This window comes from Novilysobacter erysipheiresistens, from assembly GCF_036663935.1.
In the GTDB taxonomy this organism is placed as follows: domain Bacteria; phylum Pseudomonadota; class Gammaproteobacteria; order Xanthomonadales; family Xanthomonadaceae; genus Novilysobacter; species Novilysobacter erysipheiresistens.
In genome coordinates this window covers 96450-122498 of record NZ_JAXGFP010000004.1, presented here as the reverse complement: position 1 = coordinate 122498, position 26049 = coordinate 96450, and the positions used below count along the sequence as shown (strand labels likewise).

22 protein-coding genes are annotated in these 26049 nt (G+C 69.5%); 18 read left to right on the top strand and 4 right to left on the bottom strand.

Going from position 1 to position 26049, the window contains the following annotated elements:
- Positions 1–114 precede the first annotated feature (114 nt).
- Genes pssA through rimI form a run of 3 tightly spaced genes read left to right on the top strand, consistent with a single transcriptional unit; the run spans position 115 to position 1915 of the window.
- On the top strand, positions 115–921 hold the full coding sequence (pssA, locus tag SNE34_RS08880) for a CDP-diacylglycerol--serine O-phosphatidyltransferase (RefSeq protein ID WP_332616842.1): 807 nt from the start codon (positions 115–117) through the stop codon (positions 919–921).
- Positions 918–1433: a hypothetical protein gene (locus SNE34_RS08875; RefSeq protein ID WP_332616625.1), complete on the top strand. Its 516-nt coding sequence runs from the start codon at positions 918–920 to the stop codon at positions 1431–1433. The genes pssA and SNE34_RS08875 overlap by 4 nt, the downstream gene beginning before the upstream one ends.
- Entirely contained in the window at positions 1430–1915 is a 486-nt protein-coding gene (gene rimI / locus SNE34_RS08870) for a ribosomal protein S18-alanine N-acetyltransferase (RefSeq protein WP_332616624.1), read from the top strand. The genes SNE34_RS08875 and rimI overlap by 4 nt, the downstream gene beginning before the upstream one ends.
- A gap of 175 nt (positions 1916–2090) precedes the next feature.
- Here the strand turns inward: rimI and SNE34_RS08865 are convergent, their stop codons facing one another.
- From SNE34_RS08865 to SNE34_RS08855, 3 genes are read right to left on the bottom strand one after another with little or no spacing between them, the layout of a single operon-like run.
- Positions 2091–5078, bottom strand: a complete 2988-nt coding sequence (locus tag SNE34_RS08865) for a valine--tRNA ligase (protein ID WP_332616623.1) — start codon at positions 5076–5078, stop codon at positions 2091–2093.
- Between the two features lie 51 nt (positions 5079–5129).
- On the bottom strand, positions 5130–5552 hold the full coding sequence (locus tag SNE34_RS08860; RefSeq protein WP_332616622.1) for a DNA polymerase III subunit chi: 423 nt from the start codon (positions 5550–5552) through the stop codon (positions 5130–5132).
- A 10-nt stretch (positions 5553–5562) separates the two neighbouring features.
- Positions 5563–7074, bottom strand: a complete 1512-nt coding sequence (locus SNE34_RS08855) for a leucyl aminopeptidase (protein WP_332616621.1) — start codon at positions 7072–7074, stop codon at positions 5563–5565.
- A gap of 220 nt (positions 7075–7294) precedes the next feature.
- On the opposite strand from SNE34_RS08855, the gene lptF reads away from it, so the two are divergent.
- Positions 7295–8395 carry an LPS export ABC transporter permease LptF gene (gene lptF, locus SNE34_RS08850; RefSeq protein ID WP_332616620.1) on the top strand — a complete coding sequence of 367 codons (1101 nt, stop codon included), beginning with the start codon at positions 7295–7297 and terminating at the stop codon, positions 8393–8395.
- On the top strand, positions 8392–9492 hold the full coding sequence (lptG, locus tag SNE34_RS08845) for an LPS export ABC transporter permease LptG (RefSeq protein ID WP_332616619.1): 1101 nt from the start codon (positions 8392–8394) through the stop codon (positions 9490–9492). The genes lptF and lptG overlap by 4 nt, the downstream gene beginning before the upstream one ends.
- A gap of 713 nt (positions 9493–10205) precedes the next feature.
- Here lptG and SNE34_RS08840 read toward each other — a convergent pair.
- Positions 10206–10682, bottom strand: a complete 477-nt coding sequence (locus SNE34_RS08840) for an RDD family protein (protein ID WP_332616618.1) — start codon at positions 10680–10682, stop codon at positions 10206–10208.
- A 121-nt stretch (positions 10683–10803) separates the two neighbouring features.
- Here SNE34_RS08840 and xerD point away from each other — a divergent pair, with 121 nt between their 5' ends.
- From xerD to SNE34_RS08775, 13 genes are all read left to right on the top strand, one after another.
- A complete protein-coding gene (gene xerD / locus SNE34_RS08835; protein ID WP_332616617.1) occupies positions 10804–11757 on the top strand; it encodes a site-specific tyrosine recombinase XerD in 954 nt (317 codons plus the stop codon).
- 174 nt (positions 11758–11931) lie between these two features.
- Positions 11932–12768, top strand: coding sequence for a DsbC family protein (locus tag SNE34_RS08830; RefSeq protein WP_332616616.1), 837 nt, complete (start codon positions 11932–11934; stop codon positions 12766–12768).
- A gap of 181 nt (positions 12769–12949) precedes the next feature.
- Positions 12950–16900: a phosphoribosylformylglycinamidine synthase gene (purL, locus tag SNE34_RS08825; protein WP_332616615.1), complete on the top strand. Its 3951-nt coding sequence runs from the start codon at positions 12950–12952 to the stop codon at positions 16898–16900.
- 640 nt (positions 16901–17540) lie between these two features.
- Positions 17541–19247 (top strand): type II secretion system ATPase GspE, encoded by a 1707-nt coding sequence (gene gspE / locus SNE34_RS08820; protein ID WP_332616841.1) that lies wholly within the window; start codon positions 17541–17543, stop codon positions 19245–19247.
- A gap of 4 nt (positions 19248–19251) precedes the next feature.
- Positions 19252–20469, top strand: coding sequence for a type II secretion system protein XpsF (gene xpsF, locus SNE34_RS08815; protein ID WP_332616614.1), 1218 nt, complete (start codon positions 19252–19254; stop codon positions 20467–20469).
- A 39-nt stretch (positions 20470–20508) separates the two neighbouring features.
- On the top strand, positions 20509–20952 hold the full coding sequence (locus tag SNE34_RS08810) for a type II secretion system protein GspG (protein ID WP_332616613.1): 444 nt from the start codon (positions 20509–20511) through the stop codon (positions 20950–20952).
- A 47-nt stretch (positions 20953–20999) separates the two neighbouring features.
- The gene (gene xpsH / locus SNE34_RS08805; protein ID WP_332616611.1) at positions 21000–21464 is read left to right on the top strand and encodes a type II secretion system protein XpsH; all 465 of its coding nucleotides are present in this window, start codon (positions 21000–21002) and stop codon (positions 21462–21464) included.
- The gene (xpsI, locus tag SNE34_RS08800) at positions 21461–21904 is read left to right on the top strand and encodes a type II secretion system protein XpsI (protein ID WP_332616610.1); all 444 of its coding nucleotides are present in this window, start codon (positions 21461–21463) and stop codon (positions 21902–21904) included. Before xpsH ends, xpsI begins: the two co-directional genes overlap by 4 nt.
- On the top strand, positions 21901–22545 hold the full coding sequence (locus SNE34_RS08795) for a prepilin-type N-terminal cleavage/methylation domain-containing protein (protein ID WP_332616609.1): 645 nt from the start codon (positions 21901–21903) through the stop codon (positions 22543–22545). The genes xpsI and SNE34_RS08795 overlap by 4 nt, the downstream gene beginning before the upstream one ends.
- 2 nt (positions 22546–22547) lie before the next feature.
- A complete protein-coding gene (locus SNE34_RS08790) occupies positions 22548–23465 on the top strand; it encodes a type II secretion system minor pseudopilin (protein ID WP_332616608.1) in 918 nt (305 codons plus the stop codon).
- On the top strand, positions 23462–24652 hold the full coding sequence (locus tag SNE34_RS08785) for a PilN domain-containing protein (RefSeq protein WP_332616607.1): 1191 nt from the start codon (positions 23462–23464) through the stop codon (positions 24650–24652). The genes SNE34_RS08790 and SNE34_RS08785 overlap by 4 nt, the downstream gene beginning before the upstream one ends.
- The gene (gene gspM / locus SNE34_RS08780; protein WP_332616606.1) at positions 24627–25262 is read left to right on the top strand and encodes a type II secretion system protein GspM; all 636 of its coding nucleotides are present in this window, start codon (positions 24627–24629) and stop codon (positions 25260–25262) included. The genes SNE34_RS08785 and gspM overlap by 26 nt, the downstream gene beginning before the upstream one ends.
- On the top strand, positions 25252–26049 hold the full coding sequence (locus SNE34_RS08775) for a hypothetical protein (protein WP_332616605.1): 798 nt from the start codon (positions 25252–25254) through the stop codon (positions 26047–26049). The genes gspM and SNE34_RS08775 overlap by 11 nt, the downstream gene beginning before the upstream one ends.

Sequence of the window (26049 nt, the reverse complement as noted above, 5' to 3'; positions counted from 1 at the left end):
GATTCCCCAGGGTGACGCACGACGTTGAAAAGTGTCGCAACGGGCGCGATTGCAGCACCGCGCCGGCCCGCAAGCAAGCGTTAAACTGCCGAAATGGAACGCGAAACCCCGGAAATGCCCACCGATGTCGCCGAAACCGCGCCCCGTGACCCGGCCAGCCCGCCGTCGCGGCCGCGCGGTCGCGGGATCTACCTGCTGCCGAACCTGTTCACCACCGGCGGCCTGTTTGCCGGCTATTTCGCGATCATTGCCGCGACCCAGGGCCGCTTCGACGATGCCTGCATCGCGATCTTCGTCGCCGCGATCCTCGATGGCGTCGATGGCCGGGTCGCGCGGCTGACCAACACCCAGAGCGAGTTCGGGGTGCAGTACGACTCGCTGGCCGACCTCATCAGCTTCGGCCTGGCGCCGTCGCTGGTGATGTACCACTGGGCGCTGGCGTCGATGCGGCTGGACGGGGTGACCGCCGGCAAGGTCGGCTGGGTGATCGCGTTCCTGTATGCGGCCTGCGCAGCGCTGCGGCTGGCGCGCTTCAACTCGCAGGTGAACCAGGTCGACAAGCGCTGGTTCATCGGCCTGGCCAGTCCGGCGGCGGCAGGGTTGCTGGCGAGTTTCGTCTGGACCTGTTTCGCCCTGGGCTACGAGGGCGCGACCCTGCGTTACCTCGCCCTGGCGGTCACTGCGGTGGCGGCGTTGCTGATGGTCAGTCGGGTGCGTTATTTCAGTTTCAAGGGCGGCGGTCCGCGCCACGACCGGATGCCGTTCCTGTCGGTGGTGGTGGTGCTGGCGGTATTGGCCGCGATCGCGATCGACCCGCCGGTGGTGCTGCTGACGATCTTTGGCCTGTACGCACTGAGTGGTCCGGCCTATGCCGGTTACCGACGGCTGCGCCGATCTCCGGCAACGGAGGTGTCACCGTGAGCCTGGCCGGGGAGGGGATGTGGGACCCGCAACAACGCGAGTGGCTGCAGGCAATGGGTCACTCGTTGTTGGTGCTGGCTGCCGACGAACCCGACGAAGCGCCCGCCATGCCATCCGCGGAGCAGGCGGAGACCGAACTTGCGCGCGGCACCGCTCCCCACGGTTCCGCCGCCGCCGCTCGCGCGCCGATCGAGTCGAAGCCGCCGTCGCGCCCGCGCCCGACCCCGCCCCCGCCGGCAGATGAGCCCGACGCGCCGATGGCCCCGTCACGACCCCGCACCGATCCCGCGGCCAAGCTCGCGGCCCTCGAGGCCGCGCGCCGCGCCGGCGCCGCCCGCAATGCCAGCGGGCCGCTTGGCGAAGCGCTGTTGCGCGCCACCGCGCAGTCGCCAGCCGCGGCGGCGCGGATGCTGCGCGAACTGGCGGTGGACCCGGCGGCCCTGCGCGATGACCCGGCCGCCAAGCGTGTGCTGTGGGCCCGTTTGCGGACGCTGCGCAAGGCGGTGAAATGAACGCGCTGGCCTGCGACCCGCCGCAACCGGCAGTCGCGTTGCGGGCGATGCGCGAGGGCGACCTGGCTGACGTCCACGCGCTGGAAATCCGCGCCTACGAGTTCCCCTGGACGCTGGGCATCTTCCACGACTGCCTGCGGGCGAACTATCCGGCCTGGGTGCTGCAGGTCGACGGCCGCCTCGGCGGCTACTTCCTGATGAGCATCGCCGCCGGTGAAGCACACGTGCTCAATGTCTGCGTTGCCCCGGAACTGCAAGGTCGCGGCTACGGTCGCGCGCTGCTGCACGCACTGCTGAAGATCGCGCGCGCGCGCCGGGCTGACCGGGTATTCCTGGAGGTGCGATCGAGCAACGCCGGCGCCATCGCGCTGTACGACGCCGAAGGCTTCAACGAGATCGGCCGACGTCCGCGCTACTACCCTGCGCGCGATGGGCGCGAGGATGCGCTGGTGATGGCGCTGGAGCTGTTTCCGGAGGTGTAGCGGCGCCGTCGCAAAGTCACCTCGGAAAACTTGTTACCGACATTGTCTATGTCTGTAGGAGCGGCTTTAGCCGCGATGTGGAATTGTTCGCCCGCGCCGATTTCCGATCGCGGCAAGCCGCTCCTACAACAACGGGGCGAGCCTGGTGGATCGAGCGCGCCCGGCGCTATAGGTGTCAGCCCAGCTTCGTCCGCTGCATCGCCAGTGCTTCGCGTTGCAGGTTCCAGTCGACCAGGCGCTTGCGCTCCTGTTCGACCACCGCGGGCGGAGCGTTGTTGACGAAGGTGTCGCTGGCGAGCTTGCCGTTGCACTTGGCGATCTCGACCTCGACTCGCTTGATCTCCTTGTCGAGGCGGATGCGCTCGGCGCCGAGGTCGACCAGGCCTTCCAGCGGCACCAGCAACTTCAGTTCGCCGACCACGGCGGTGGCCGCGGCGGGAGCGTTGGCCGCATCGTCGATGAATTCGATCCGCTCCAGCCGGGTCAGGAAACGCAGCGAGCTGTCGAAACGGGTGCCGCGCTCGCGATCGCTCGCGATGCCGCCAGCGAGCAGCAGGGTGACGTGCTTTGACGGTGCCACGTTGAGCTCGCTGCGCACCCGGCGTAGAGCCGACACCATCGACTTGAGCCACTCGACGTCGGCTTCCGCGCCGGCGTAGCCGTCGACCGCGAAGTCGGCGGCGCGCGGATAGGGCTGCAACATGATGGTGGTGCCGTCGATGCCCAGCCGCGGGGCGACCTGTTGCCACAACTCTTCGGTCACGAACGGCACCAGCGGGTGCAGCAGCGACAGCAGGCGTTCGAGCACATGCAGCAGGGTGTGGCGGGTGCTGGCGGCGGCTTCGGCGTCATTGCCGTTGAGGGCGGGCTTGGCCAGCTCGACGAACCAGTCGCAGAAGTCGTTCCAGGCGAACTCGTACAGCGACTGCGCGAGTAGGTCGAAGCGGTAGCTGGCGAAGTACTGCTCGGCTTCGGCGGCGGTCTTCGCCAGTTGCGCGAGGATCCAGCGCTCGGCGTCGGTGCTCGGCTGCGGGGCGCCACTGAAGTTCGCGCCCCCGGTGTTCATCAACACGAAGCGGGTCGCGTTCCACAGCTTGTTGCAGAAGTTCTTGTAGCCCTCGGCGCGGCCGAGGTCGAACTTGATGTCGCGGCCCGGCCCGGCCAGCGCGGCCATGGTGAAGCGTAGCGCGTCGGCGCCGAACGCCGGGATGCCGTCGGGGAATTCCTTGCGCGTGGCCTTCTCGATCTTCGGCGCGGTCGTGGGGTTCATCAGCCCGGTGGTGCGCTTGGCTACCAGCGCGTCGGCCGAGATGCCGTCGATCAGGTCCAGCGGGTCGAGCACGTTGCCCTTGGACTTGGACATTTTCTGGCCGTGCGAGTCGCGCACCAGGCCGGTGATGTAGACGTGCTTGAACGGCACCTCGCCGGTGAAGTGGTCGGTCATCATGATCATCCGGGCGACCCAGAAGAAGATGATGTCGAAGCCGGTCACCAGCACCGACGACGGCACGAACCTGTCGAAGCCGCGCTCGGCCATCCGCGCATTGTCGGGCCAGCCCATCGTGCTGAACGGCCACAGCGCCGAGGAGAACCAGGTCTCCAGCACGTCGCTGTCCTGCGACAGCGTCACGTCATCACCAAGCGAGTGCTTGGTTCGGACTTCGGCCTCGTCGCGGCCGACGTAGATGTTGCCGTCGGCGTCGTACCACGCCGGGATCCGGTGGCCCCACCACAGCTGGCGGCTGATGCACCAGTCCTGGATGTTCTCCATCCAGTGGCGGTAGGTGTTGATCCAGTTGCCGGGGACGAATTTGACGTCGCCCTTCTCGGCGAGCTCGAGGCCGCGCGCGCCGAGGCTGTCCATCTGCACGAACCACTGGTCGGTCAGGTACGGCTCGATCACCGTGCCGGAGCGGTCGCCGAACGGCTGCATGATCGCCTTGGCGTCGACCAGCGGGTTGCCTTCGGCATCGATCACCGCCAGACCCTCGCCGGTGATCGCCTCGACCACGCGTGCGCGCGCGTCGTAGCGGTCCAGGCCGCGCAGTTCCTCGGGCACGAGGTTGATTGCGCCGACGTCATCGGCGCCGCGCTCGCCGCGCGCGATCCGGCCGGCGATGACCGCGCTCTCTTCGTAGCCAAGGCCGTCGGTGCGCATGCGCGCCGCGTCGTCCATCAACGCATACAGCGGGATGCCGTTGCGCTTGGCCACCGCGTAGTCGTTGAAGTCGTGCGCGCCGGTGATCTTGACCGCGCCGGAGCCGAACTCGGGGTCGGGGTGGCTGTCGGTGATGATCGGAATCAGGCGGCGGTGCTGCTTCGGGCCGACCGGGATCTCGCACAGCTTGCCGACGATCGGCGCATACCGCGCGTCCGACGGATGCACCGCCACGGCGCCGTCGCCGAGCATGGTTTCCGGGCGGGTGGTGGCGATCGCGATGTAGTCGCGGGTCTCGCGCAGGGTGATGTTGCCGTCGGCGTCGCGCTCGATGTATTCGTAGGTTTCGCCACCGGCCAGCGGATACTTGAAGTGCCACATGTGGCCGGGGACTTCGCGGTTCTCGACCTCCAGGTCGGAGATCGCGGTCTTCAGCACCGGGTCCCAGTTGACCAGCCGTTTGCCGCGGTAGACCAGGCCCTGCTCGTGCAGCCGCACGAACGCCTCGATTACCGCCTCGGCCGCCATCGGGTCCATCGTGAACACGCTGCGGCTCCAGTCGCCGGACGCGCCGAGCCGGCGCATCTGCCGCTCGATGGTGTCGCCCGAGTGCTGCTTCCACTCCCAGACCTTGCCGATGAAGCCGTCGCGGCCGAGCGAATCGCGGGTCTCGCCATTGCCTTCCAGCGCGAGGTTGCGCGCGACCACCATCTCGGTGGCGATGCCGGCGTGGTCGCTGCCCATCTGCCACAGGGTGTCGTAGCCGCGCATGCGGTGGTAGCGCACCAGCGCGTCCATCAGCGTGTGCTGGAACGCGTGGCCCATGTGCAGGGTGCCGGTGACGTTCGGCGGCGGCAGCAGGATCGAATAACTTGGTCTTTGCTGGCTTTCGCCAGCGGGCTCGCCCTCGCCGCGCGGCTGGAACACGCCGCTGGACTCCCACTGCTGGTAGAGCCGGGATTCGAACTGGGTGGGGTCGTAGCTGGAGGCGAGGGTGTCGGTCATGGGGCTGCGGCGAAAGGAAGAAGATCCCCCGCGAACGAGGGAGGGAACTCGTTACATGTCGTGCTTGCTGACGTCGAGGCCGCGGGCTGCGTACTGCTTCCAGCGCTCGCGCGACGGCGCACGGGCGGACTCGTCGGCCGGCACCACTTCGAGCACGCGGTCGAACGCGCCCTCGACCGCGACGTCGCGCAGGTTGATCACCAGCGGCCGCAGCGCGACGTCGGTGTCGGGCGCGGCGATCAGCACGGTCGCCTCGTCCTCGTCGATCTCCGCACCGGCGATCTGGTGCGGGACGAACGCGTCGGGCTCGAACGACCACAGCAGGTCGTCGAGCTGCTCGGCCTGGGCGCTGTCGCGGGCCAGCACCAGCGTCGCCATGCCGGCGTCGCTGGCTTTTTTCGCCAGCTCGCAGACCAGCAGCAACGGCTGGTCGCGAAAGCGCGGCTTGTCGATCAGGTAGAAGGTCGCGCGCACGGGACGGGAATTACTTCGCGGCCTGGTCGAGCAGCCACTGGCTCAGCAGGCCGACCGGGCGACCGGTGGCCATGCCGCGCTTGCCGTCGTCGCTGCCGCTGCCGGCGATGTCCAGGTGCGCCCAGCGCTGGCCTTCGGTAAAGCGCGACAGGAAGCAGCCGGCGGTGATCGCACCGGCCCAGCGGCCGCCGATGTTGTAGACGTCGGCGTAGGTCGAGTCGAGCATGCCCTGGTACTCGTCCCACAGCGGCAGGCGCCAGGCGCGGTCGAACACGTTCTCGCCGGCGGCGAGCAGTTCGTTGGCGAGGTCGTCGTCCTTGCTCATCAGGCCCGAGGCGTACTTGCCAAGCGCGACCATGCAGGCGCCGGTCAGGGTGGCGACGTCGACCAGCGCCTGCGGCTGGTATTTCTGGGCGTAGGTCAGCGCGTCGCACAGGATCAGCCGGCCCTCGGCGTCGGTGTTGCCGACCTCGATCGTCTTGCCGGACATGCTGGTCAGCACGTCGGACGGGCGGTAGGCGTCGGCGTCGGGCATGTTCTCGACCGCCGGCACGATCACCACCAGGTTGACCGGCAACTGCATGCCGACCGCGGCGACGAAGGTGCCCATCACGGTGGCACCGCCGCACATGTCGAACTTCATCTCCTCGATCCCGCCCTGGGTCTTGAGGTTGAGGCCGCCGCTGTCGAAGGTGATGCCCTTGCCGACCAGCACGTAGGGCTTGGCGTCGCCGCCGCCGTCGTACTTCAGCGCGATGAGCCTGGGCGGGTTGGCCGAGCCGCGGCCGACCGCGAGCAGCGAGCCCATGCCGAGCTTCTCCATCGCGGCGACATCGAGCACTTCGCAGCTGGTGTTGTCGAAGCGACCGGCGAACTCCTGCGCCTGCTGCGCCAGGTAGGCCGGGTTGCAGACGTTCGGCGGCAGGTTGCCGAGCTCGCGGGCGAAGGCGACGCCGGCGGCGATCGCCTGGCCCTGGGCCAGCGCGGTTTTGTCGCCGCCCGTGCCGTTGGGAGCATGGATCGACAGCTTGCGCAGGCCCGGTTCGCCGTCCTTCTTCTTGTTCTTCGCGCCCAGCGTCGCGCTGTAGCGGTAGCACGCGTGGTCGGCGGCGATCGCGGCCTGGCGGATCGCCCAGGCGCTGTCGCGACCTTCGACCGCGACCTCGCTGAGGGTGAACAGCGCGTGCGTGACCGGGCCGGTCTTGAGCGCGCGGGCGGCATCACCGACCGCCTTGAGGTACTGCGGCACGCCGAACTTGCCGGCATCGCCGAGGCCGATCACCAGCACCCGCGGCGCCGTCACGCCGTCGAGGTCGTGCAGCAATGCGGCCTTGCCGGTCTTGCCGCCGACATCGCCGCGCGCCAGCAGCCTGCCGATGCGGCCGCCGCTGGCGTCGTCCAGCGCCTGTCCGGCGGGAGTCAGGGTGTTGTCGGAAGCGCTGTTTGAAAACACGCCGACGACAACGCAGTCCACCTGGGCGGTGGTCGGCGCGTCGCGGTTCAGGTCGAATTCGAGGGCCATGCAACAGATTCCGGGGGGTTGTGAAAGGATGGTTCGGACCTTCGACCGGTCGCGCCGGTGCGGCGAAAACCTCCGATCCGGGTGACAATGCGGGTCGGATCGCGCCGGGCGCGGTCAAAATCGGGGCGTGCGGGTCGGGTTCGAACGAACCGATGAGTCTAAAGCAAGCCCCCCCGGTTTCCGAACGCCACCCGAAATCGCCCTTCAAAAGCGCCCCTTGATGCCCAAGCTCGACCGATACCTGTTCAGCGAGTTCACCCAGTCGACCTTCGCCGCCCTGGTGATCCTGCTGATCGTCAGCGTGGGCGGGGTGATCACCGACGTGCTCAAGGACATCGCCTCCGGCCGCCTGCCGGCCGGGCTGATGCTGGCCCAGCTCGGCCTGGTGCTGCTCAACTGGTTGCCGCTGATCCTGCCGCTGGCGCTGATGCTGGGGTTGATGCTCGGGGTCGGCCGGCTCTACCGCGATTCGGAGATGCCGGTGATCGCCTCGATCGGCGTCGGCCCGCGGCGCCTGCTCAAGCCGCTGCTGCTGCTGGTAGTGCCGGTGGTGCTGGTGGTCGGGCTGTGTTCGCTGTGGCTGGGGCCGATGGCGGAGCGGATCTCGCGGCAGATGATCCAGGAGGCCAACCGCAACCTGGTGGTGTCGGGGCTGGAACCGGGCAGCTTCACCGAGTTGTCGGCGGGCGGAGTGGTTTACGTCGGCGCGATGTCGGCCGACGGCAGCCAGTTCCGCCGGGTCTTCATCTACCGCGAGTCCGAAGACCGGCTCGACGTCACCACCGCCACCACCGGCAAGTTGACCGTAGACGCCAAGGGCGAGCGCTACCTGACCCTGGACGAGGGTTTCCAGGTCGAAGGACCGATGGACGGCGGCCTCGACTACCGGCTGATGCGCTACGCCAGCAACGACGTGCGCCTGCCGGCCGGCGAGGCGCGGTTCGATCCCAACGACCCGGAAATCCTGCCGACCGGCGAGCTGCTGGGCGACGAGCGCCCGGGCGCCAATGCCCAGTTGCACGCCCGGCTGGCGCCGCCGCTGCTGACCCTGGCATTCGCGCTGATGGCGATCCCGCTGGCCCGCAGTACCCCGCGGCAGGCGCGCTACGGCCGGCTGATGATGGGCTTCCTCGCCTACCTGGTGGGGATGCAGATGATGCTGATGGGCACCGACTGGCTCGAAACCGGCCGCCTCGCGCCGGCACTGGGCCTGTGGTGGCTGGTGCTGCCGCTGCTGGGGCTGGCGCTGTGGCTGTATTTCACCGACGGCCGCATGCGCCGGTCGCGTGGGATCGTCGCGCCGCAGGAGGCGACGCCATGATGCCGTTCCCGAAGATCCACGACCTGTACCTGGGCAAGGTGGTCATCGGCACCGTGCTGCTGACGTGGGGCGTGCTGCTGGGGCTGGATTTCATGCTCAGCCTGGTCGGCGAGTTCGGCGATGTCGGCGAGGGCGATTACGGTGCGGTCGAGGCGTTCGCCTACATGCTCTACACCGTGCCGCGTCGGGCCTACACCCTGTTCCCGACCGCCGCAGTGATCGGCTCCCTGATGGCATTGGGACAGCTGGCGGCGACCTCCGAGCTGACCGCGTTGCGCGCGATCGGCCTGTCGCGTCGGCGCCTGACCGTCGCGGTCGCCGCCGCGCTGGCGATCCTGACCCTGCTGATGGTGGTCAACGGCGAGACCCTGGGGCCGTGGGGCCAGCGCCGCGCCGACGCACTGAAAGCCTCATCGCGCTCGGACGACCTGATCGTCGCCCAGTATTCCGGCGTGTGGGCACGCGAGGGCGACATCATCCTCAACGCCGAGGGCGGCGAGGAGCACGACGACGGCACCGACAAGTGGCTGGAGCTGCGTGACGTGCGGTTGTACGAGTTCGCCGACGATGGCCGGCTGGAGTCGCTGGCGCTGGCGAAGGTCGCCGAGCATCGCCCCGGCGGCTGGCTGTTGCGCGACGTCACCCGCACCACCTTCGGCGACGATTCGGTCAGCCGCACCAAGGTCGCCGAGGAGCGCTGGGAGTCGCAATTGGACGCGACCGCGCTGAGCGCCGATATCGACCGGCCGCGTTATCTGAGTTCGAGCGAGCTGCACGACGCAATCCAGTACCGCCAGCGCAACGCGCTGGATGCGGGCGAGTACGAGGAGCACTACTGGGGGCGCTGGTTCTATCCGCTCAACGTGCTGGCGCTGTGTCTGGCGGCGATCCCGTTCGCGTTCGGCAGCCTGCGCAGTGGCGGACTCGGCAAGCGGCTGTTCATCGGCATCATTTTCGCGTTGGGGTTCTGGCTGGTGCAGACGCAGTTCGTGAAGATGGCGAGCGCGTTCAAGTTCGACTTCCGCCTGGCGTATGCGTTGCCGACGGTGATCATGGTTGCGGTGTCGATGTTCCTGTTCAAGAAGCGCTCGGGCTGAGTTTCGCGACCGCGGCAGGCATCAGCGGCGGGACAGGAATAACGACGGCGACAGCAGCGCAACAACAACGCAACAGCAACAGCAAACTTCTCGGCTTCGGGCGGGAGCGCCGCCCTGTCCGGGCATTGCTACTCGGTTCGGGCGGCCATCCATGGCCGCACTCACCGCCGTGCGCCATCCATGGCGCACTCTCCGCAATACTCGGACAGGACGCCGCATCGCGCGTGTGGGGCGCGGGTTCCTGGTTGGATCTCGTCGTGGTGCATCCACCGGCTTTTGCTTAGCGTATGCGCGGGCTTCTGTAGGAGCGGCTTCAGCCGCGATCGGATAACCATTCGCCCGCGCCGACTCCAGATCGCGGCTAAAGCCGCTCCTACAAAAGCCCCAACACCCGCGCCGACATTCGCTCAGCCCCGATGTAGGAGCGACGTAAGTCGCGACCCGCCGAACCGTGAGGCGATGTACAGGTAGCGACTGACGTCGCTCCTACCCGAGGCCCGTCCCCGAAGCCGCAGACAACCGGGCAGGAGGTGGACGGCGGGGGGATTGCGCAAAAGCGGGCCAAGGATGGCCCGCGGCCCGCCTCAGGGCAGGATTGCCCTGACGAAGGGCTGGAGCAATCCCCCCGCCGGCCGCCTCCTGCGCGCGGTCCTTCCGAAGGTGCTGCTAAGCCTTAGCTTTACTCGTCGCCACCAGTCTGTGCGACGCCGTCACTACTTCGATTTCGGTTCCCGTCGAATCCGCGTCCCACTCGCGCGGTCATGCCAGGTCAACCGGTCGCGATCGAACCAGGCCCACCAGAAACCCAGCCCGCCCAACAGCAGGGAAACAGTTCCGACCGCGTACCGCTTCATCAGCGCGCGCAACGCCGGTGGCCTGCCATCGACACCGACCACCCGCAGCCGCCATGGCCGCATGCCCAATGTCTGGCCACCGCGACGCCAGCTGGTCACCGCGTAGCCACCCGCCAGCAGCCAGCACACCAGCCACAGCAGGATCTGCAATGGACTGAAGGGTGCGATGTTCTCGTGCGGGTCGTGGCCGGCAAGGGTGTAGCCGACCGCGAACACGGTGCCGGCGACCATCCACAGCGCCAGCACCGGCCACAGGTCGTACAGCAGGGCGAGCAGGCGCCAGCCGATCAAGGCGGCAGGGCGTGCGGCAGTCGCAGGCGGGGCGGAGTCGCTCATCTGGGGTCGAGGTGCAAACGGTGAAGTGGAAGCAGCGGTGGCAGTTTAGAGCAGCCGCGCGGCCGCACCCGGTCGTGTCCACGCGCGCAGATCGCAATAGCCGTTCGACTAAGCTTCCTGCATGAGCCCGCGCACGCCCGCCGATCGCCGCCAGACCGCCATGGCGTTGCCGCCGCTGCCCGAGGCGGACGCCGCTGCGATCAACGGCTTCCTCGATGCGATCTGGGCCGAGAACGGCCTCGCCCAGCCGACCCTTGACAGCTATCGGCGCGACCTCGAAGGCCTCGCCCGCTGGCGCGACGGCCGTGGCGGCGGACTGGCCGGGGCCGATCGCGGCGCCCTGTTCGATTATCTCGCCTGGCGCACCGGCCAGGGCTACTCGCCGCGCAGCAACGCCCGGCTGCTGTCGGCGCTGCGCGCGTTCTTCGGCTGGCGGCTGCGCCGCGGCGAGCGCGACGACGACCCGGCCGCGCTGCTGCAGCCGCCGAAGCTGCCGCGCTCGTTGCCCAAGGCGCTGGCGGAGAGCCAGATCGAGGCACTGCTGGCCGCCCCCGACATCGATACCCCGCTCGGTCTGCGCGACCGCGCGATGCTGGAGCTGATGTACGCCTGCGGCCTGCGCGTGAGCGAACTGGCCAACCTGCCGGCGACCGCGATCAACCTGCGACAGGGCGTGTTGCGGGTGATGGGCAAGGGCAGCAAGGAGCGGCTGGTGCCGCTGGGCGAGGAGGCCCAGCACTGGGTCGAGCGCTACCTCGCGCAGGCGCGGCCGCAACTGGCCGGCAAGCGCGCGCTGGCGCCGCTGTTCATCGGCGCCAACGGCGAGGCCCCGAGTCGCCAGCAACTGTGGCAACTGGTGAAGCGCCATGCCGCGGTGGCCGGCATCGATCCCTCGCGGATCAGCCCGCACGGCCTGCGCCACAGCTTCGCCACCCACCTGCTCAACCACGGCGCCGACCTGCGCGCGCTGCAGATGCTGCTCGGCCACAGCTCGCTTTCGACCACCCAGATCTACACCCTGGTCGCGCGCGAGCAGCTCAAGCAGCTGCACGCGAAACACCATCCCCGCGGCTAGCTGCTTTTGTAGGAGCGGCTTCAGCCGCGATCTGGAGCCGGAGCGGGTCGACGATTCCAGATCGCGGCTGAAGCCGCTCCTACAGGCAGGGGGGAGGCGTCCGTGGCCGTGCCACAATCGAACATTCCCCGACCGGGGCGGTCCAACCACCGCTCCCCGCCTGCAGGACATTCGATGAAGCGCATCCTCCTCGCCGCCGCGTTCGGCGCGATCAGCCTCTCCGCCTGTGCCAAGACCCCGGATCCGGCGGCTGGTGCCAACACCGCCGCGGCCGCGACCGCCACCACCGCGGCGGCGGTCAAGCCCGCGCCCGGTACCGCCGATGCGCGGGCGGTGGCGGCGATCGCCGGACTCAACCCCAATGTCACCGTCGAAACCGTCGGCGCGGCGCCGCTGCCGGGCTTCCGCGAGGCGATCGTCGGCGGTCAGGTGGTCTACGTCTCCGACGACGGCCGCTACATCTTCCTGCCCGGCGCCGGTGGCGCCCTGTTCGACAGCAAGGCCCAGAAGAACCTCAGCGAGGCCGCACTGGCCGGCATGCGCATCAAGCTGCTGGCGACGATCCCGCAGAGCGAGCGGATCGTGTTCGCGCCGGAGAACCCGGTGCACACCGTCACCGTGTTCACCGACGTCGAGTGCGGTTACTGCCGCAAGTTGCACAGCGAGATCGCCGAGTACAACGCCCAGGGCATCGCGGTCGAGTACCTGGCGTTCCCGCGGATGGGGATCGGCAGCGAGGATTTCGAGAAGATGGTCTCGGTCTGGTGCGCCGACGACCGCAAGGCCGCGCTGACCCGGGCCAAGGACAGCGGCAAGGTCACCGACAAGGACTGCAAGAACACCGTGACCATGCAGTACGACATCGGCCAGCGGGTCGGCCTGACCGGCACCCCGATGATCTTGGCCGCGGACGGCACCCAGCTCGGTGGCTACGTCCCGCCGAAGGCGCTGCGCGAGGCGCTGGACAAGCTGGCCGCGGACGACAAGGTCGCCGCCGCCGACGGCGCCTGACTTCTTATCGGAGCCTAATGTAGGAGCGACGTGAGTCGCGACCTGTACATCGCCTCAAGCGTTCGGCGGGTCGCGACTCACGTCGCTCCTACACGGCGGGGCTCCGGCGCCGGGGACCGCACGGCGGTCGCGTGACTGCCTTACAATAGCCGGCCCCGTCGACCTAACGGTTACCCCGGACATGATCGTCCTCGAGGGCGCTTCCGCCCTGTCCGCGTTCCGCCGCGAACGCCTGCAAGCCCGCCTCCAGACCATCCATCCGGACATCCGCGTGCTCGATGCATGGCCGGTCTACTGGGTCGAACCCAAAGCCGGCGCGACCCCGGACGATGCCGCCCTGTGGCGGATCCTGCAGGCCGAACCCGCGGCGGCCGACCGCGCAGACGGCGCGGTCTCGCGCTACGTCACCCCGCGCCTCGGCACGCTGTCGCCGTGGGCGAGCAAGGCCACCGAGCTGCTGCATGGCGCCACCCTGCCGGTCAAACGGGTCGAGCGCGGCACCCGCTACGACCTGCTCGGCTGGCCGTCCGACGCCGCCACCCAAGGCGAACTGGCCAGAGTCCTGCACGACCCGATGACCCAGTCGCTGCTGGAGTCGCGCGACGACGCGGCCGCGCTGTTCCAGGTGCCCGCGCGCGGCGAGCTCGAGCGCATCGCACTGGACGAGCTGGAAACCGCCAACGGGCGCCTCGGCCTGGCCCTGGCCGACGACGAGATCGCCTACCTGCGCGAGCGCTACGCCGCGCTCGGCCGGCAGCCGTCCGATGTCGAACTGATGATGTTCGCGCAGGCCAACTCCGAGCACTGCCGGCACAAGATCTTCAACGCCAGCTGGACCATCGACGGCCGCGAGCAGACCACCTCGCTGTTCAAGATGATCAAGCACACCCACGCGCAGACGCCCGAGAACACCCTGTCGGCTTACAGCGACAACGCCGCGGTGGTCGCCGGCTACACCTCGCAACGCTTCCGGCCCGACCCCGCGACCGGCGGCTACCGCGCCGAAGCGCCGGTGGAGTCGGCGTTCTGCATCAAGGTCGAGACCCACAACCACCCGACCGCAATTGCCCCTTTTCCAGGAGCCAGCACCGGCAATGGCGGCGAAATCCGCGACGAAGGCGCGACCGGCCGCGGCGGCAAGCCGAAGGCCGGCCTGTGCGGCTTCAGCGTCTCGCACCTGCGCATCCCGACGCTGCCGCAGCCGTGGGAAGGCGAACGCGCGCTCAACCCGCGGATGGCGCCGGCGCTGGAAATCATGCTCGACGGCCCGATCGGCGCGGCCGCGTTCAACAACGAGTTCGGCCGCCCGAACCTGACCGGTTACTTCCGCACGTTCGAGCTCGACGAGGGCGCGCATACCCGCGCCTACGACAAGCCGATCATGCTCGCCGGTGGCCTTGGCGCGATCGACCGCAGCCAGGTCGAGAAGCTCGGCCTCAAGCCCGGTTACGCGGTGATAGTGCTCGGCGGTCCGTCGATGCTGATCGGCCTCGGCGGCGGCGCGGCCAGCTCGGTCGCCTCCGGCGACAGCCACGAGGCGCTCGACTTCGCCAGCGTCCAGCGCGACAACCCGGAGATGGAGCGGCGCTGCCAGGAAGTGATCGACCGTTGCGTCGCCCTCGGCGACGCCAACCCTATCGCCAGCGCCCACGATGTCGGCGCCGGCGGCCTGTCCAACGCCATCCCCGAACTGCTGCACGACTCCGCTCTCGGCGGAGTCATCGATCTGGCCAAGGTGCCCAGTGACGACCCGTCGCTGTCGCCGATGCAACTGTGGTGCAACGAGTCGCAGGAGCGCTACGTGCTTGGCATGCCGGTCGCGCGTGTCGCCGAGTTCACCGCGATCTGCGAGCGCGAGCGCTGTCCGTTCGCGGTGGTCGGACATGCGACCGCCGAGGAGCGGCTGGTGGTCGGCTACGGCGCGACCGTCGAGTCGGTCTACGGCGACGAGGCGGTGGCGCAGGACTGGCCGATCGACCTGCCGATGGACCTGCTGTTCGGCAAGGCGCCGAAGATGCAGCGCGACACGCAGCGTCCCGGTGATGCGCCGTGGCCGTCGCTGGACTGGAGCGGGCTGGACCTGCACGACGCCGCGCTGCGGGTCATGGCGCACCCGACCGTCGCCTCCAAGCAGTTCCTGATCACCATCGGCGACCGCAGCGTCGGCGGTCTGACCGCGCGCGACCAGATGGTCGGCCCGTGGCAGGTGCCGGTGGCCGATTGCGCGATCACCTTCGCCGGTTTCGACGGCTTCGCCGGCGAGGCGATGGCGATCGGCGAGCGCACGCCGCTGGCTCTGCTCGATGCCGCCGCGGCGGCGCGGATGGCGGTGGGCGAGGCGATCACCAACCTGTGCGCGGCGCCGATCGAGTCGCTGCAGCGGATCAAGCTGTCGGCCAACTGGATGGCCGCGGCCGGGCATGACGGCGAGGACGCGCTGTTGTTCGACGCGGTCCGCGCGGTCGGACTGGAGCTGTGCCCGCAGATCGAGCTGAGCATTCCGGTCGGCAAGGATTCGCTGTCGATGCAGGCGCAGTGGCAGACGGACGGGACGCCGCAGAAATCGGTGTCGCCGGTGTCGCTGATCGTCAGTGCGTTCGCTCCGGTGCTCGACGTGCGCCAGCAGCTGACCCCGCTGCTCAATCGCGAAGAGGATTCGGAGCTGTGGCTGATCGGCCTCGGTGCCGGCAAGCAGCGCCTCGGCGGCTCGGTGCTGGCGCAGGTCCATCCGGAGGCCATCGGCGGCAATGGTGGTGACAACGCGTTGCCAGCGTTCGCCGGACAGTCGTCCGAGGACGGCCGCCGCAATGCCGGCGTGCCCGACCTCGACAACCCGCAGCGCCTGCGCGACTTTTTCGAACTGATCCGCGAGGCGCGCGAGGCCAACCTGCTGCAGGCCTACCACGACCGTTCCGACGGCGGCGCGTTCGCGGCGCTGTGCGAGATGGCGTTCTGCTCGCACCTCGGGTTGGAGATCAACCTCGACGGTTGGGGCCAGGATCCGTTCCGCACCCTGTTCAACGAGGAACTCGGCGCGATCGTGCAGGTCACCGCCGAGGACCGCGCCGACTTCGCCGACCTGGTCGCACGCCATGGCCTGATCGACTGCGCCCAGCGCATCGCCAAGCCGACCACCGCCGCCACCGTGCGCATCCGCGAGGACGGCGACACCCTGGCCGAGTGGCGCTGGGACGAATTGTTCGACGCCTGGTGGTCGACCAGCCACGCGATGCAGAAATTGCGCGACAACCCCGAGTGCGCCGACGAGGAACGCCTCGCCGCACGCGACTTCAATGCGCCGGGACTTGTGCCGAAGCTGGGCTTCGACCCAGCCGAGGACATTGCCGCGCCGTTCATCGCGACCGGCGCGCGGCCGAAGGTCGCGATCCTGCGCGAGCAGGGCGTCAACGGTCAGATCGAGATGGCGGCGGCGTTCGACCGTGCCGGCTTCGAGGCGTTCGACGTGCACATGAGCGACCTGATCGCCGGCCGGGTGCAACTGGCCGACTTCAAGGGTTTTGCCGCCTGCGGTGGCTTCAGCTACGGCGACGTGCTCGGCGCGGGTCGCGGCTGGGCGACCAGCATCCTCGAGCGCAGCGCGTTGCGCGAGCAGTTCGCGCAATTCTTTTACCGCGACGACAGCTTCGCTCTGGGTGTCTGCAACGGTTGCCAGATGCTCAGCCAGCTCAAGCCGATCATTCCCGGCGCCGAGCATTGGCCGACCTTCCTGCGCAACCGCAGCGAACAGTTCGAGGCGCGGCTGAGCCTGCTGGAAGTGGTCGAGTCGCCGTCGTTGTTCCTGCGCGGCATGGCCGGATCAAGGATCCCGGTGGTGGTCTCGCACGGCGAGGGCCGGGCGGTGTTCGACGGCAACCTCGACCAGGCCGCCGTGCGCACGTCTCTGCGCTACATCGACGGCGGGGGTTCCGTGGCCGGCCAGTACCCCGCTAACCCCAACGGCTCGACCGACGCCATCGCCGGCCTTTGCAGCGACGACGGCCGGGTGACCATCCTGATGCCGCATCCGGAGCGCACCCTGCGCACAGCCAACTTGAGCTGGGCGCCGGCCGAGTGGGGCGAGGATTCGCCGTGGCTGCGGATGTTCCGCAACGCGCGGGTGTTTGTCGGCTGATTCGCGAAGCGGGGCGCCGATGGGTGGCGCGCCGCGGGAGGCGCCCGGCGGGGTATTGCTGCAGCCCTTCATCAGGGCAATCCTGCCCTGAGGCGGGCCGCAGGCCATCCATGGCCGGCTTTTCCGCAATACCCCCGCCGGCCGCCTCCCGCCCCACCTTTTCGTTGGCCTCCGGAGAAGAGCCGTCGCCTGGTTGTAGGAGCGACGTGAGTCGCGACCTGTACCTCGTCCCCAGCGTTCGGCGGGTCGCGACTTACGTCGCTCCTACATCGGAATCGGCCCCTGTCGCACGAAGCGGCCGACACCTAAACACCGACGCGGCGTCCTGTCGGGGTCGGGCGAACAGTGCGCCATGGATGGCGCACGGCAGCGAGTCAGGCCAAGGACGGCCTGACCGAGCCGGGCAGCCCGACCCCGGCAGGTCGCCGCTCCCGCATGACGCCGGCTTTTGCTCCGCGCTTTGCTTCGCTTGTTTGCCTTTTCAACACAGACGGCACCCGTTTTTCGAACCCCGGAAACCGACTGAACCGCGAGCAAATAGACACCTCCGCCGACCTGCTAAAGTCGGCCGTTGAAGGACTCGGAGAGCGATGTGAACGCAACGGCAGACACACTCGCGGGCGGCACGGATGACCGCGGCATCGACAGCAATCCTGTCGAGGGCAATCCCGTGGAAGAACGGATCGTCGACGCCCTGCTCGCGAAAGGCCGGCTCAAGGAAGCCGACCTCGGCCGCGCGCGCCGCTTGCAGGCCGAGACCGGCGGCAGCCTGCTCGCGCTGCTGACCCGGCTCGGGCTGGTGTCCGAGCGCGACCATGCCGAGACCGTCGCCGAGGTGCTCGACCTGCCGCTGGTCAGCGCCAAGACCATGCCCGAGCTGCCGCCCGAAGGCGTATCGCTCACGACCAAGTTCATGAAGCAGTTCGCGGTCTGCCCGGTCGCCGAGACCGAGAGCAGCGTCGCGATCCTCGCCGCCGATCCGCAGGACCCCTACACCCTCGACGCGGTGCGGCTGGCGACCGGCCGCGAGGTCCATGCCAGCGTCGCCCTGCGCTCGGAGATCGACGAGCTGATCGAGCGCTGGCACGGCCAGGGCCGCAGCGCGATGGGCGCGATCATCGAGACCGCCGAGGGCGAGGGCAGCGACCTCGACGACGTCGAGCACCTGCGCGACCTCGCGTCCGAGGCGCCGGTGATCCGGTTGGTCAACCTGGTGATCCAGCGCGCGGTCGAGCTGCGCGCGTCCGACATCCACATCGAGCCGTTCGAGAACCGGCTGAAGGTGCGCTACCGCGTCGACGGCGTGCTGATCGACGGCGAGAGCCCGCCGGTCAACCTGACCGCGGCGGTGATCAGCCGCATCAAGATCATGGCCAAGCTCAACATCGCCGAGCGCCGGTTGCCGCAGGACGGCCGGATCATGCTGCGGGTGCAGGGCAAGGAACTCGACCTGCGCGTCAGCACGGTGCCGACCGCGCACGGCGAGAGCGTGGTGATGCGCCTGCTCGACCGCGAAACCGTGGTGCTGGACTTCCACGGCTTGGGCTTCACCGACGAATTCCTGCCACAGTTCCAGCACGTGTTGCAGCAGCCGCACGGGATCCTGCTGGTGACCGGCCCGACCGGCTCGGGCAAGACCACCACGCTGTACACCGCGCTGAGCAAGCTCAACACCCCCGACGTCAAGATCATCACGGTCGAGGACCCGGTCGAGTACCAGATCGAGGGCATCAACCAGATCCAGGCCAAGCCGCAGATCGGCCTCGATTTCGCCCAGGCGCTGCGCTCGATCGTGCGCCAGGATCCGGACATCATCATGATCGGCGAGATGCGTGATCTGGAGACCGCGCGCATCGCGATCCAGTCGGCGCTGACCGGCCACCTCGTGCTCAGCACGCTGCACACCAACAACGCCGCCGGCGGCATCTCGCGGCTGCTCGACATGGGGGTCGAGGACTACCTGTTGACCTCGACCGTCAACGGCATCCTCGCCCAGCGACTGGTGCGGCGGCTTGAGCCGACCCATGCCGAGAAATACCCCGCCTCGCCGGAAGAGATCGCCAAGTTCAACCTGCGCCGGCACCAGCCGCACGGCGACATCTTCCTGTACCGCCCGAAAAGTTCCGCGATCGCGCCCACCGGCTACCAGGGCCGCACCACGATCATGGAATTCATGGTCATGAACGACGAGCTGCGGCGCGCGGTGATGCGCCACGCCGGCATGGGCGAAATCGAGCAACTCGCGCGCGACGCAGGCATGCGCACGATGTACGAGGACGGCATCGTCAAGGCGCTGGCCGGGCTGACCACGATCGAGGAAGTGCTGCGCGTGACCGAGGACGCCTGATCGCATGGCGCTCTATACCTACAAGGCGCTCAACGCGCGCGGCGAGATGCTCGACGGCCAGATGGAAGCCGCCAGCGATGCCGACGTCGCGGCAAAGCTGCAGGAGCAGGGCCACCTGCCGGTCGAAGCAAAGCTGGCCAGCGAAGGCGGCGGCGCGTCGGTATGGAAAGACCTGTTCAAGCCGAAACCGTTCGCGGGCGAGCGCCTGGTGCAGTTCACCCAGCAGCTGGCGACGTTGCTCGGCGCGGGACAACCGCTCGACCGTGCATTGACGATCCTGCTGGAACTGCCCGAGGACGAGGCCGCGCGCCGTACCGTCAGCGACGTGCGCGACGCCGTGCGTGGCGGCACTTCGCTGTCGACCGCACTGGAACGGCAGCACGGCACGTTCTCGCGGCTGTACGTCAACATGGTCCGCGCCGGCGAGGCCGGCGGCAGCCTGCACGAGACGCTGGCGCGGCTGGCCGATTACCTGGAGCGTTCGCGCGCGCTGCAGGGGCGCGTGATCAACGCGCTGATCTACCCGGCGATCCTGCTGGTGATGGTCGGGTTGAGCCTGCTGTTCCTGCTCGGCTACGTGGTGCCGCAGTTCGCCCAGATGTACGAGAGCCTCGACGCCGAACTGCCGCTGTTCACCCAGATCGTGCTCGGCGTCGGCCTGTTCGTGCGCGACTGGTGGATCGTACTGGTGGTGGTGCCGGCGCTGGCGCTGCTGTGGATCGACCGCAAGCGCCGCGACCCTGTGTTCCGCGAGGCGCTCGACGGCTGGCTACTGCGCCGGCGGTTCTTCGGCGGGCTGTTCGCCAAGGTCGAGACCGCGCGGCTGGCGCGCACCCTCGGCACCCTGGTGCGCAACGGCGTACCGCTGATGACCGCGCTCGGCATCGCCCAGAAGGTCATGGACAACCGCGTGCTCGCCGCCGACGTCACCGCTGCCGCCGACGAGGTCAAGAACGGCGTCGCCCTGTCGACCGCATTGGGCCGCGGCAAGCGCTTCCCACGATTGGCGCTGCAGATGATCCAGGTCGGCGAGGAGTCCGGCGAACTCGACACGATGTTGGTCAAGACCGCCGAGACCTTCGAGCACCAGACCTCGCTGGCACTGGACCGGATGCTGGCCGCGCTGGTGCCGATCGTCACCGTGGTGCTGGCCGCCGTGGTCGGCATGGTGGTGATGGCGGTGCTGACCCCGCTGTACGACCTGACCAGCCAGATCGGTTGAGCGCCCTCCAACTTTTCCTTCCAAATACGGATAACCGCAATGCGAAACAGACGTTCCCTGACCCGAAATTTCCGCGCCCCCTCCGCCGCGCGCCAGGCCGGCATGAGCCTGATCGAGATCATCATCGTGATCGTGCTGATCGGCGCGGTGCTGACCTTCGTCGGCTCGCGGGTGCTCGGCGGCGCCGACCGCGCCAAGGCCAACCTGGCCAAGTCGCAGGTGACCACGATGGCGCAGAAGGTGCAGGCGTTCCAGATGGACACCGGGCGCCTGCCGCTGACGCTGGAGGAGCTGGTCACCGCGCCCGGCGATGCCGGCGGCTGGCTCGGCCCGTATGCCAAGGCGGCCGAGCTCAACGACCCGTGGGGCCATCCGATCGTCTACCGCGCGCCCGGCGACGGCCAGCCGTTCGACCTGGTGATCCTCGGCAAGGACGGCGAAGTCGGCGGCACCAGCGTCGACAGCGACATCGCCTACGAGTAACCGTGGCCGCCGCGCGCACATCGCAATGCCAGCGTGCGCGAGCGGCGATGACCGCGCGCAGGCGCAGCCAGGCCGGCGTCTCGTTGCTGGAGATGCTGCTGGTGGTCGCGCTGATCGCGGCCGCCAGCCTGCTCGCGGCGGCGGCGTTCAGCGGCGGCCTGAAAGGCATGGAGTTGCGCGCGACCGCCAAGGAGATTGCCGCGGAGCTGCGCTTCACCCGCACCCGGGCGATCGCCAGCGGCCAGCCGCAGCGTTTCGTGATCGACCCGGTCGCGCGCACTTGGAGCGCGCCGGATGACCATGCCGGGGAGATCCCCGAGGACCTGCAAGTGCGCTTCATCGGCGCGCGCGAGGTCCAGCCGCGCGAAGGCGAGGGCGCGGTGATGTTCTTCAACGACGGCGCTGCCACCGGTGGCCGGATCCAGCTCAGCCGCGAGGGCGCGGCCTGGAACGTCGACGTCGCCTGGCTGACCGGCGAGGTCACGTTGGCGCGGGCGGAGCCGGGCCCATGAGCGCAGGTCGCAACGCATCCCTTCGCGGCAGCCAGCGCGGCTACTCGCTGATCGAGGTGATCGTCGCGTTCGCCCTATTGGCGCTGGCGCTGACGATGCTGCTCGGCACGCTGTCGGGCGCGAGCCGGCAGGTGCGCTGGTCCGGCGACGCCGGCCGCGCGGCGCTGCACGCGCAATCGCTGCTCGACACGGTCGGCGTCGGCGCGCCACTGCAACCGGGGCAACGCACCGGAGAGTTCGACGACGGCCGCTATCGCTGGACCCTGCAGGTCAGTCCGTGGACGGATCCACTGGTCGCTGGCGCGCCCGATGCACCGGCGGCGCAACAGCTGTACGAACTGGCGCTGACGGTGCAATGGGACGACGGCGGCCCGCGCGAGCGCCTGCAGCTGCGCAGCCTGCGGCTGGCACCGCCCGACTTGCAGGCCGGCTTCCTGTGAGCACGCGGGCGCGCGGATTCACCCTGATCGAAGTGCTGCTGGCCACGGTGCTGCTCGCCGCCGGCCTGGCCATCGCGTTCTCGACCCTGACCGCGGCCGCCCAGACCGCCACCGGTGGCGAGGCGCTGGCCCAGCGCAGCGAGCGCATGCGCGCGGTCGAGGGCTTCCTGCGCAAGCGCCTGACCGCGGCGCGGCCGATCGCATTCGGTTCCGACGAGGCCACCCTGAACCCGCAGCTGTTCATTGGCACGGCCGACCGCATGCGCTTCGTCGCCGACCTGCCGGACTACCTCGGCCGCGGCGGGCCGTACCTGCATGACCTGCAGGTCGTGGACGACGGCGAAGGCCTGCGCATCGACCTCGCCCTGGCGATCGTGCTTGCCGGCGAGACCGTCGCCGATCCCGATGCGGTCCCGCCGGAAACGCTGGTCGACGAGCTGCAATCCGCGCGCTTCCGTTACCGCGGCCTCGATTCCGAAAGCGGTGAACTCGGCGAGTGGCAGGACAGCTGGGAAACCGTCGAGCAGTTGCCGCTGCTGGTCGAGGTCACCCTGGCCGGAATCGACGGCCACGAATGGCCGCCGCTGGTGGTCGCGCTGCCGCTGGCGGCGCACACCGTGCACGGCGGGCTGACGTTTTGATCGTGCAACGCCTCCGTTACTGCGGCGCCCCCGGCCCCTCGACCCGCATTGGCGGCGCGGCGTTGTTGCTGGTGCTGTGGCTGATCGTGCTGCTGACTGCGCTGGTCGGGGGCTTCGCCGTGGTCGCCCGGGTCGAGCGCCTGCAGGGTCGGGTACTGGTCGGCGGTCTCGAGGCGCGCGCCGCGGCCCGTGCCGGCCTCGAGTACGCCCTGACCCGGCTCGAGCAGGCCGATCCGCGCCTGCAATGGCGGCCCGACGGTCGTCCGTATTCGTGGCAGTACGCCGATGCGCAGCTCGAGATCCGGATCGTCGACGAGAACGGCAAGGTCGATCTCAACCAGGCCGACATCACCCTGCTGACCGAGTTGCTGCTGGCGCTGGGCAGCGAGCCGGCGGCGGCCGCGCAGGTGGCCTCGGCAATCGTCGACTGGCGCGACCCCGACGTGCTGACCCAGGCCGCCGGCGGCGCCGAGGACGGCGACTACGCCTCCGCCGGGCGTGCCTATGGTGCCAAGGACGGCGAGTTCGAGGGCATCGCCGAGTTGCAACAGGTACTCGGCGTCACCCCGGAGCTGTACGCCCGGCTGGCGCCGCACGTGACGGTGTTCAGCGGCCTGCCGCGACCGGACCCGCAATTCGCCTCGGCGCCGGTGCTGGACGCGATCGGCCTGGACGGCGCAGCGGTGATCGAGGCTCGTGCGCAGGCCGACCCCGTCACCGGCGCGCCCGCCGCGGGGTCGATGCCCGGTATCGGCCCACCCGGCGCGCGCGGCAGCGGCACGTATAGTATCGACAGCCTTGCACGGACCGCCGATGGCCGCGAGTCGCTGTTGCGGGCCGTGGTCCGCGCGGGCCAGGGCGTTGTCCCCGGTAGCGCGTACCTTCCGTTGCGTTGGGAAGAGGATTCGTCACGAAGATGAACTTGCTCGGGACCAGCTCTGGTGGTCGTCTCGGTCGACTTGGCGCGCAGTTGCGCCCGGGCGCGGGCGGCTTTCTGCGCTGGTGGGGACAGGCGCTCGCTTCCTGGCTGCCGATGCGCTGGCGACGCGCGCTCGGCCTCGACCGCGGCCGCCTGCTGCTGCAGGTCGACGGCGACGAGCTGCAACTGCGCCTGCAGCAACTCGGTGAACTGCGCGATCTCGGCCGGGTGCCGATGCCGCCGTCGGCCGCTGGCGCGGTCGCCGCCATCGACCCGCTGGCGCCGCTGCTGAATGCCCGCATCGCCGACCTGCCGCGCTGGCTGTTGCTGGCGCCGGCCCATGGCCTGCGTCGCCGGATCCACCTGCCGGCCGCGGCGGCCGATCGCCTGCGCGACGTGGTCGGCTTCGAGATCGACCGGCAGACCCCGTTCACTGCCGACGCAGTGGCGTTCGACGCCCGCGTGCTCGGCCGCCGCGAGGCCGACGGCCAGATCGAGGCCGAGCTGGTCGCGGTCCCGCGCCGCGTGCTCGACCCGCAACTGGCCGCGCTGGGCCCGCTGGCCACGACCCTGGCCGGTGTCGATGTCGCCGACGATGCCGGTCCGCTCGGGGTCAACCTGCTGGCGCCGTCGCAACGGCGACGCTACCGCGACCCCTGGACGCCGTGGAACCTGGCACTGGCGGCGGTTGCCGCGATCGCGGTGGCGGCGTTGCTGTGGCAGCTGTTGGCCAACCGCCGCGCCGCCGCCGATGCATTCGAGCAGCGCATCGCCGCCCAGGCCGACGCCGCCCGTCGCGCCGGCGCGCAGCGGCAACAACTGATCAACCTGATCGAAGGCCAGGCCTTCCTCGACCGCGCCCGCGCGCAGCGGCCGACCACCGTCGAGGTGATCGACGAGCTGACCCGGCGCCTGCCCGACGGCACCTACCTGGAAAAACTCTCGATCGACGACGAGGAGCTGATGCTGATCGGCCTGAGCCGCGAGGCCGCCGCGTTGATCGGGCAACTGCAGGACACCGAGCTGTGGACCTCGCCCGCACTGGCTGGCGCGTTGCAGCCCGACCCCGGCAGCGGCCGCGACCGCTTCACCCTGGTCGCCGACCTCGGCACGGCGCCGCCGGCGGCCCCGGCTCCCCCACCTGCGGCAAAGGAGGCCGACGATGGCCCGACCGACGCGGCCCGCTGAGGACGCCGGCAAGCGCGACCGCTGGCTCGCCCTGGGCCTGCTGCTGGCGTTGCTGGCGGTGGCCTATGCCGTCCTGATCCACCCTTGGTGGACGGTGCCGATGCTGGAAGCCGGCGCCCGGGTGGAATCGCTGCAAGAGCGCGAATTGCGCCAGCGCATGCAACTGCAGCAGGCGCCGCAGGTCGCCCAACGCCTGGCCGAGGTGAGCGCGCAGCAGGGCGCGCGCCCGGGCTTCCTGCCGCAGTCCAACCCGCAACTGGCCACCGCCGCCCTGATCCAGCGCCTCGAGACCGTGGTCGCCCAGGCCAGCCCCGGCAACCGCAGTTGCGCGATCACCAACCGCTCGCCGCTGGATCCGGGCACGCGCGAGCGTTACGCGCGGGTGGTGGTCCAGGTGCGGCTGCGCTGCGGCACGCGGCAACTGGCGACGGTGCTGCACTCGCTGGAAAGCGGCGCGCCGCGGCTGTTCGTCGACAACCTCAACATCCTCGCCCAGCGCATGTATTTCGATCCCGGCCGGGGTGCGCCCAGTGCCAATGGCGGGCTCGACGTCTCGTTCGACCTGTACGGCTACCTCGCCCCCTCAGCGGAGACGCCCCGTGCGCCTTGACGACGCCGGCCCGCGCACCTGGTTGCTCGCCGCCGTGGCCGGCTGGGCGCTGGCGGCCTGGCTGCTGGCTGCCGCCGGCATGGGTGGCGCGGTCGAGCCGCTGGCCGACGACCCCGGCCTGCTCGAGCCATTGCCGCCGGTGCGGCCGTCGCCGCCGCTGCGCCTCGGTCCGCTCGGCCAGTACGACGCCATCGCCAGCCGTCCGCTGTTCTCCGAGGACCGCGAACCGCAACCGTTCTTCCTGCAGGGCGAAGGCGAAGAGGCGGAAGAGCGGGCTTTCGACTACGTGCTGACCAGCGTGCTGATCACCCCGCAACTGGAAATGGCGATCCTGCAACCGCGCGAGGGCGGCGAATCGGTCCGGGTCCGGCTCGACCATGCACCGCAATCGCATCCGGGCTGGCGGCTGGTCGAACTGGACCAGCGCAGCGCGGTGTTCGAAGGTCCCGAAGGGCCGCTCACGCTGCAGTTGCGGGTCTACGACGGTGTCGGCGGCGAGCGGCCGACCGCGGTTGCCCGCCCGCAACCGGACCGGTCGCGGATCCCGATCATTCCGCCGCCGGTCAACCGGGTCGACGACGCCGTGGCCAAGCCGCCCGAAACGGTCGAATCGGCCGCCGAGGCGACGCCGCAAGCGCCGGCAGAGGAAGAGGCCGGGGATGACCCCGGTTTCGCCGACGAGATGACCGAGCAAGCCCAGATGGACGCCATCCGCGAGCGCATCGAGGCGCGTCGCAACCAACTGCGAAATGAACAGAAATCGAAACCGCCGGTCGATAGTCCCTAG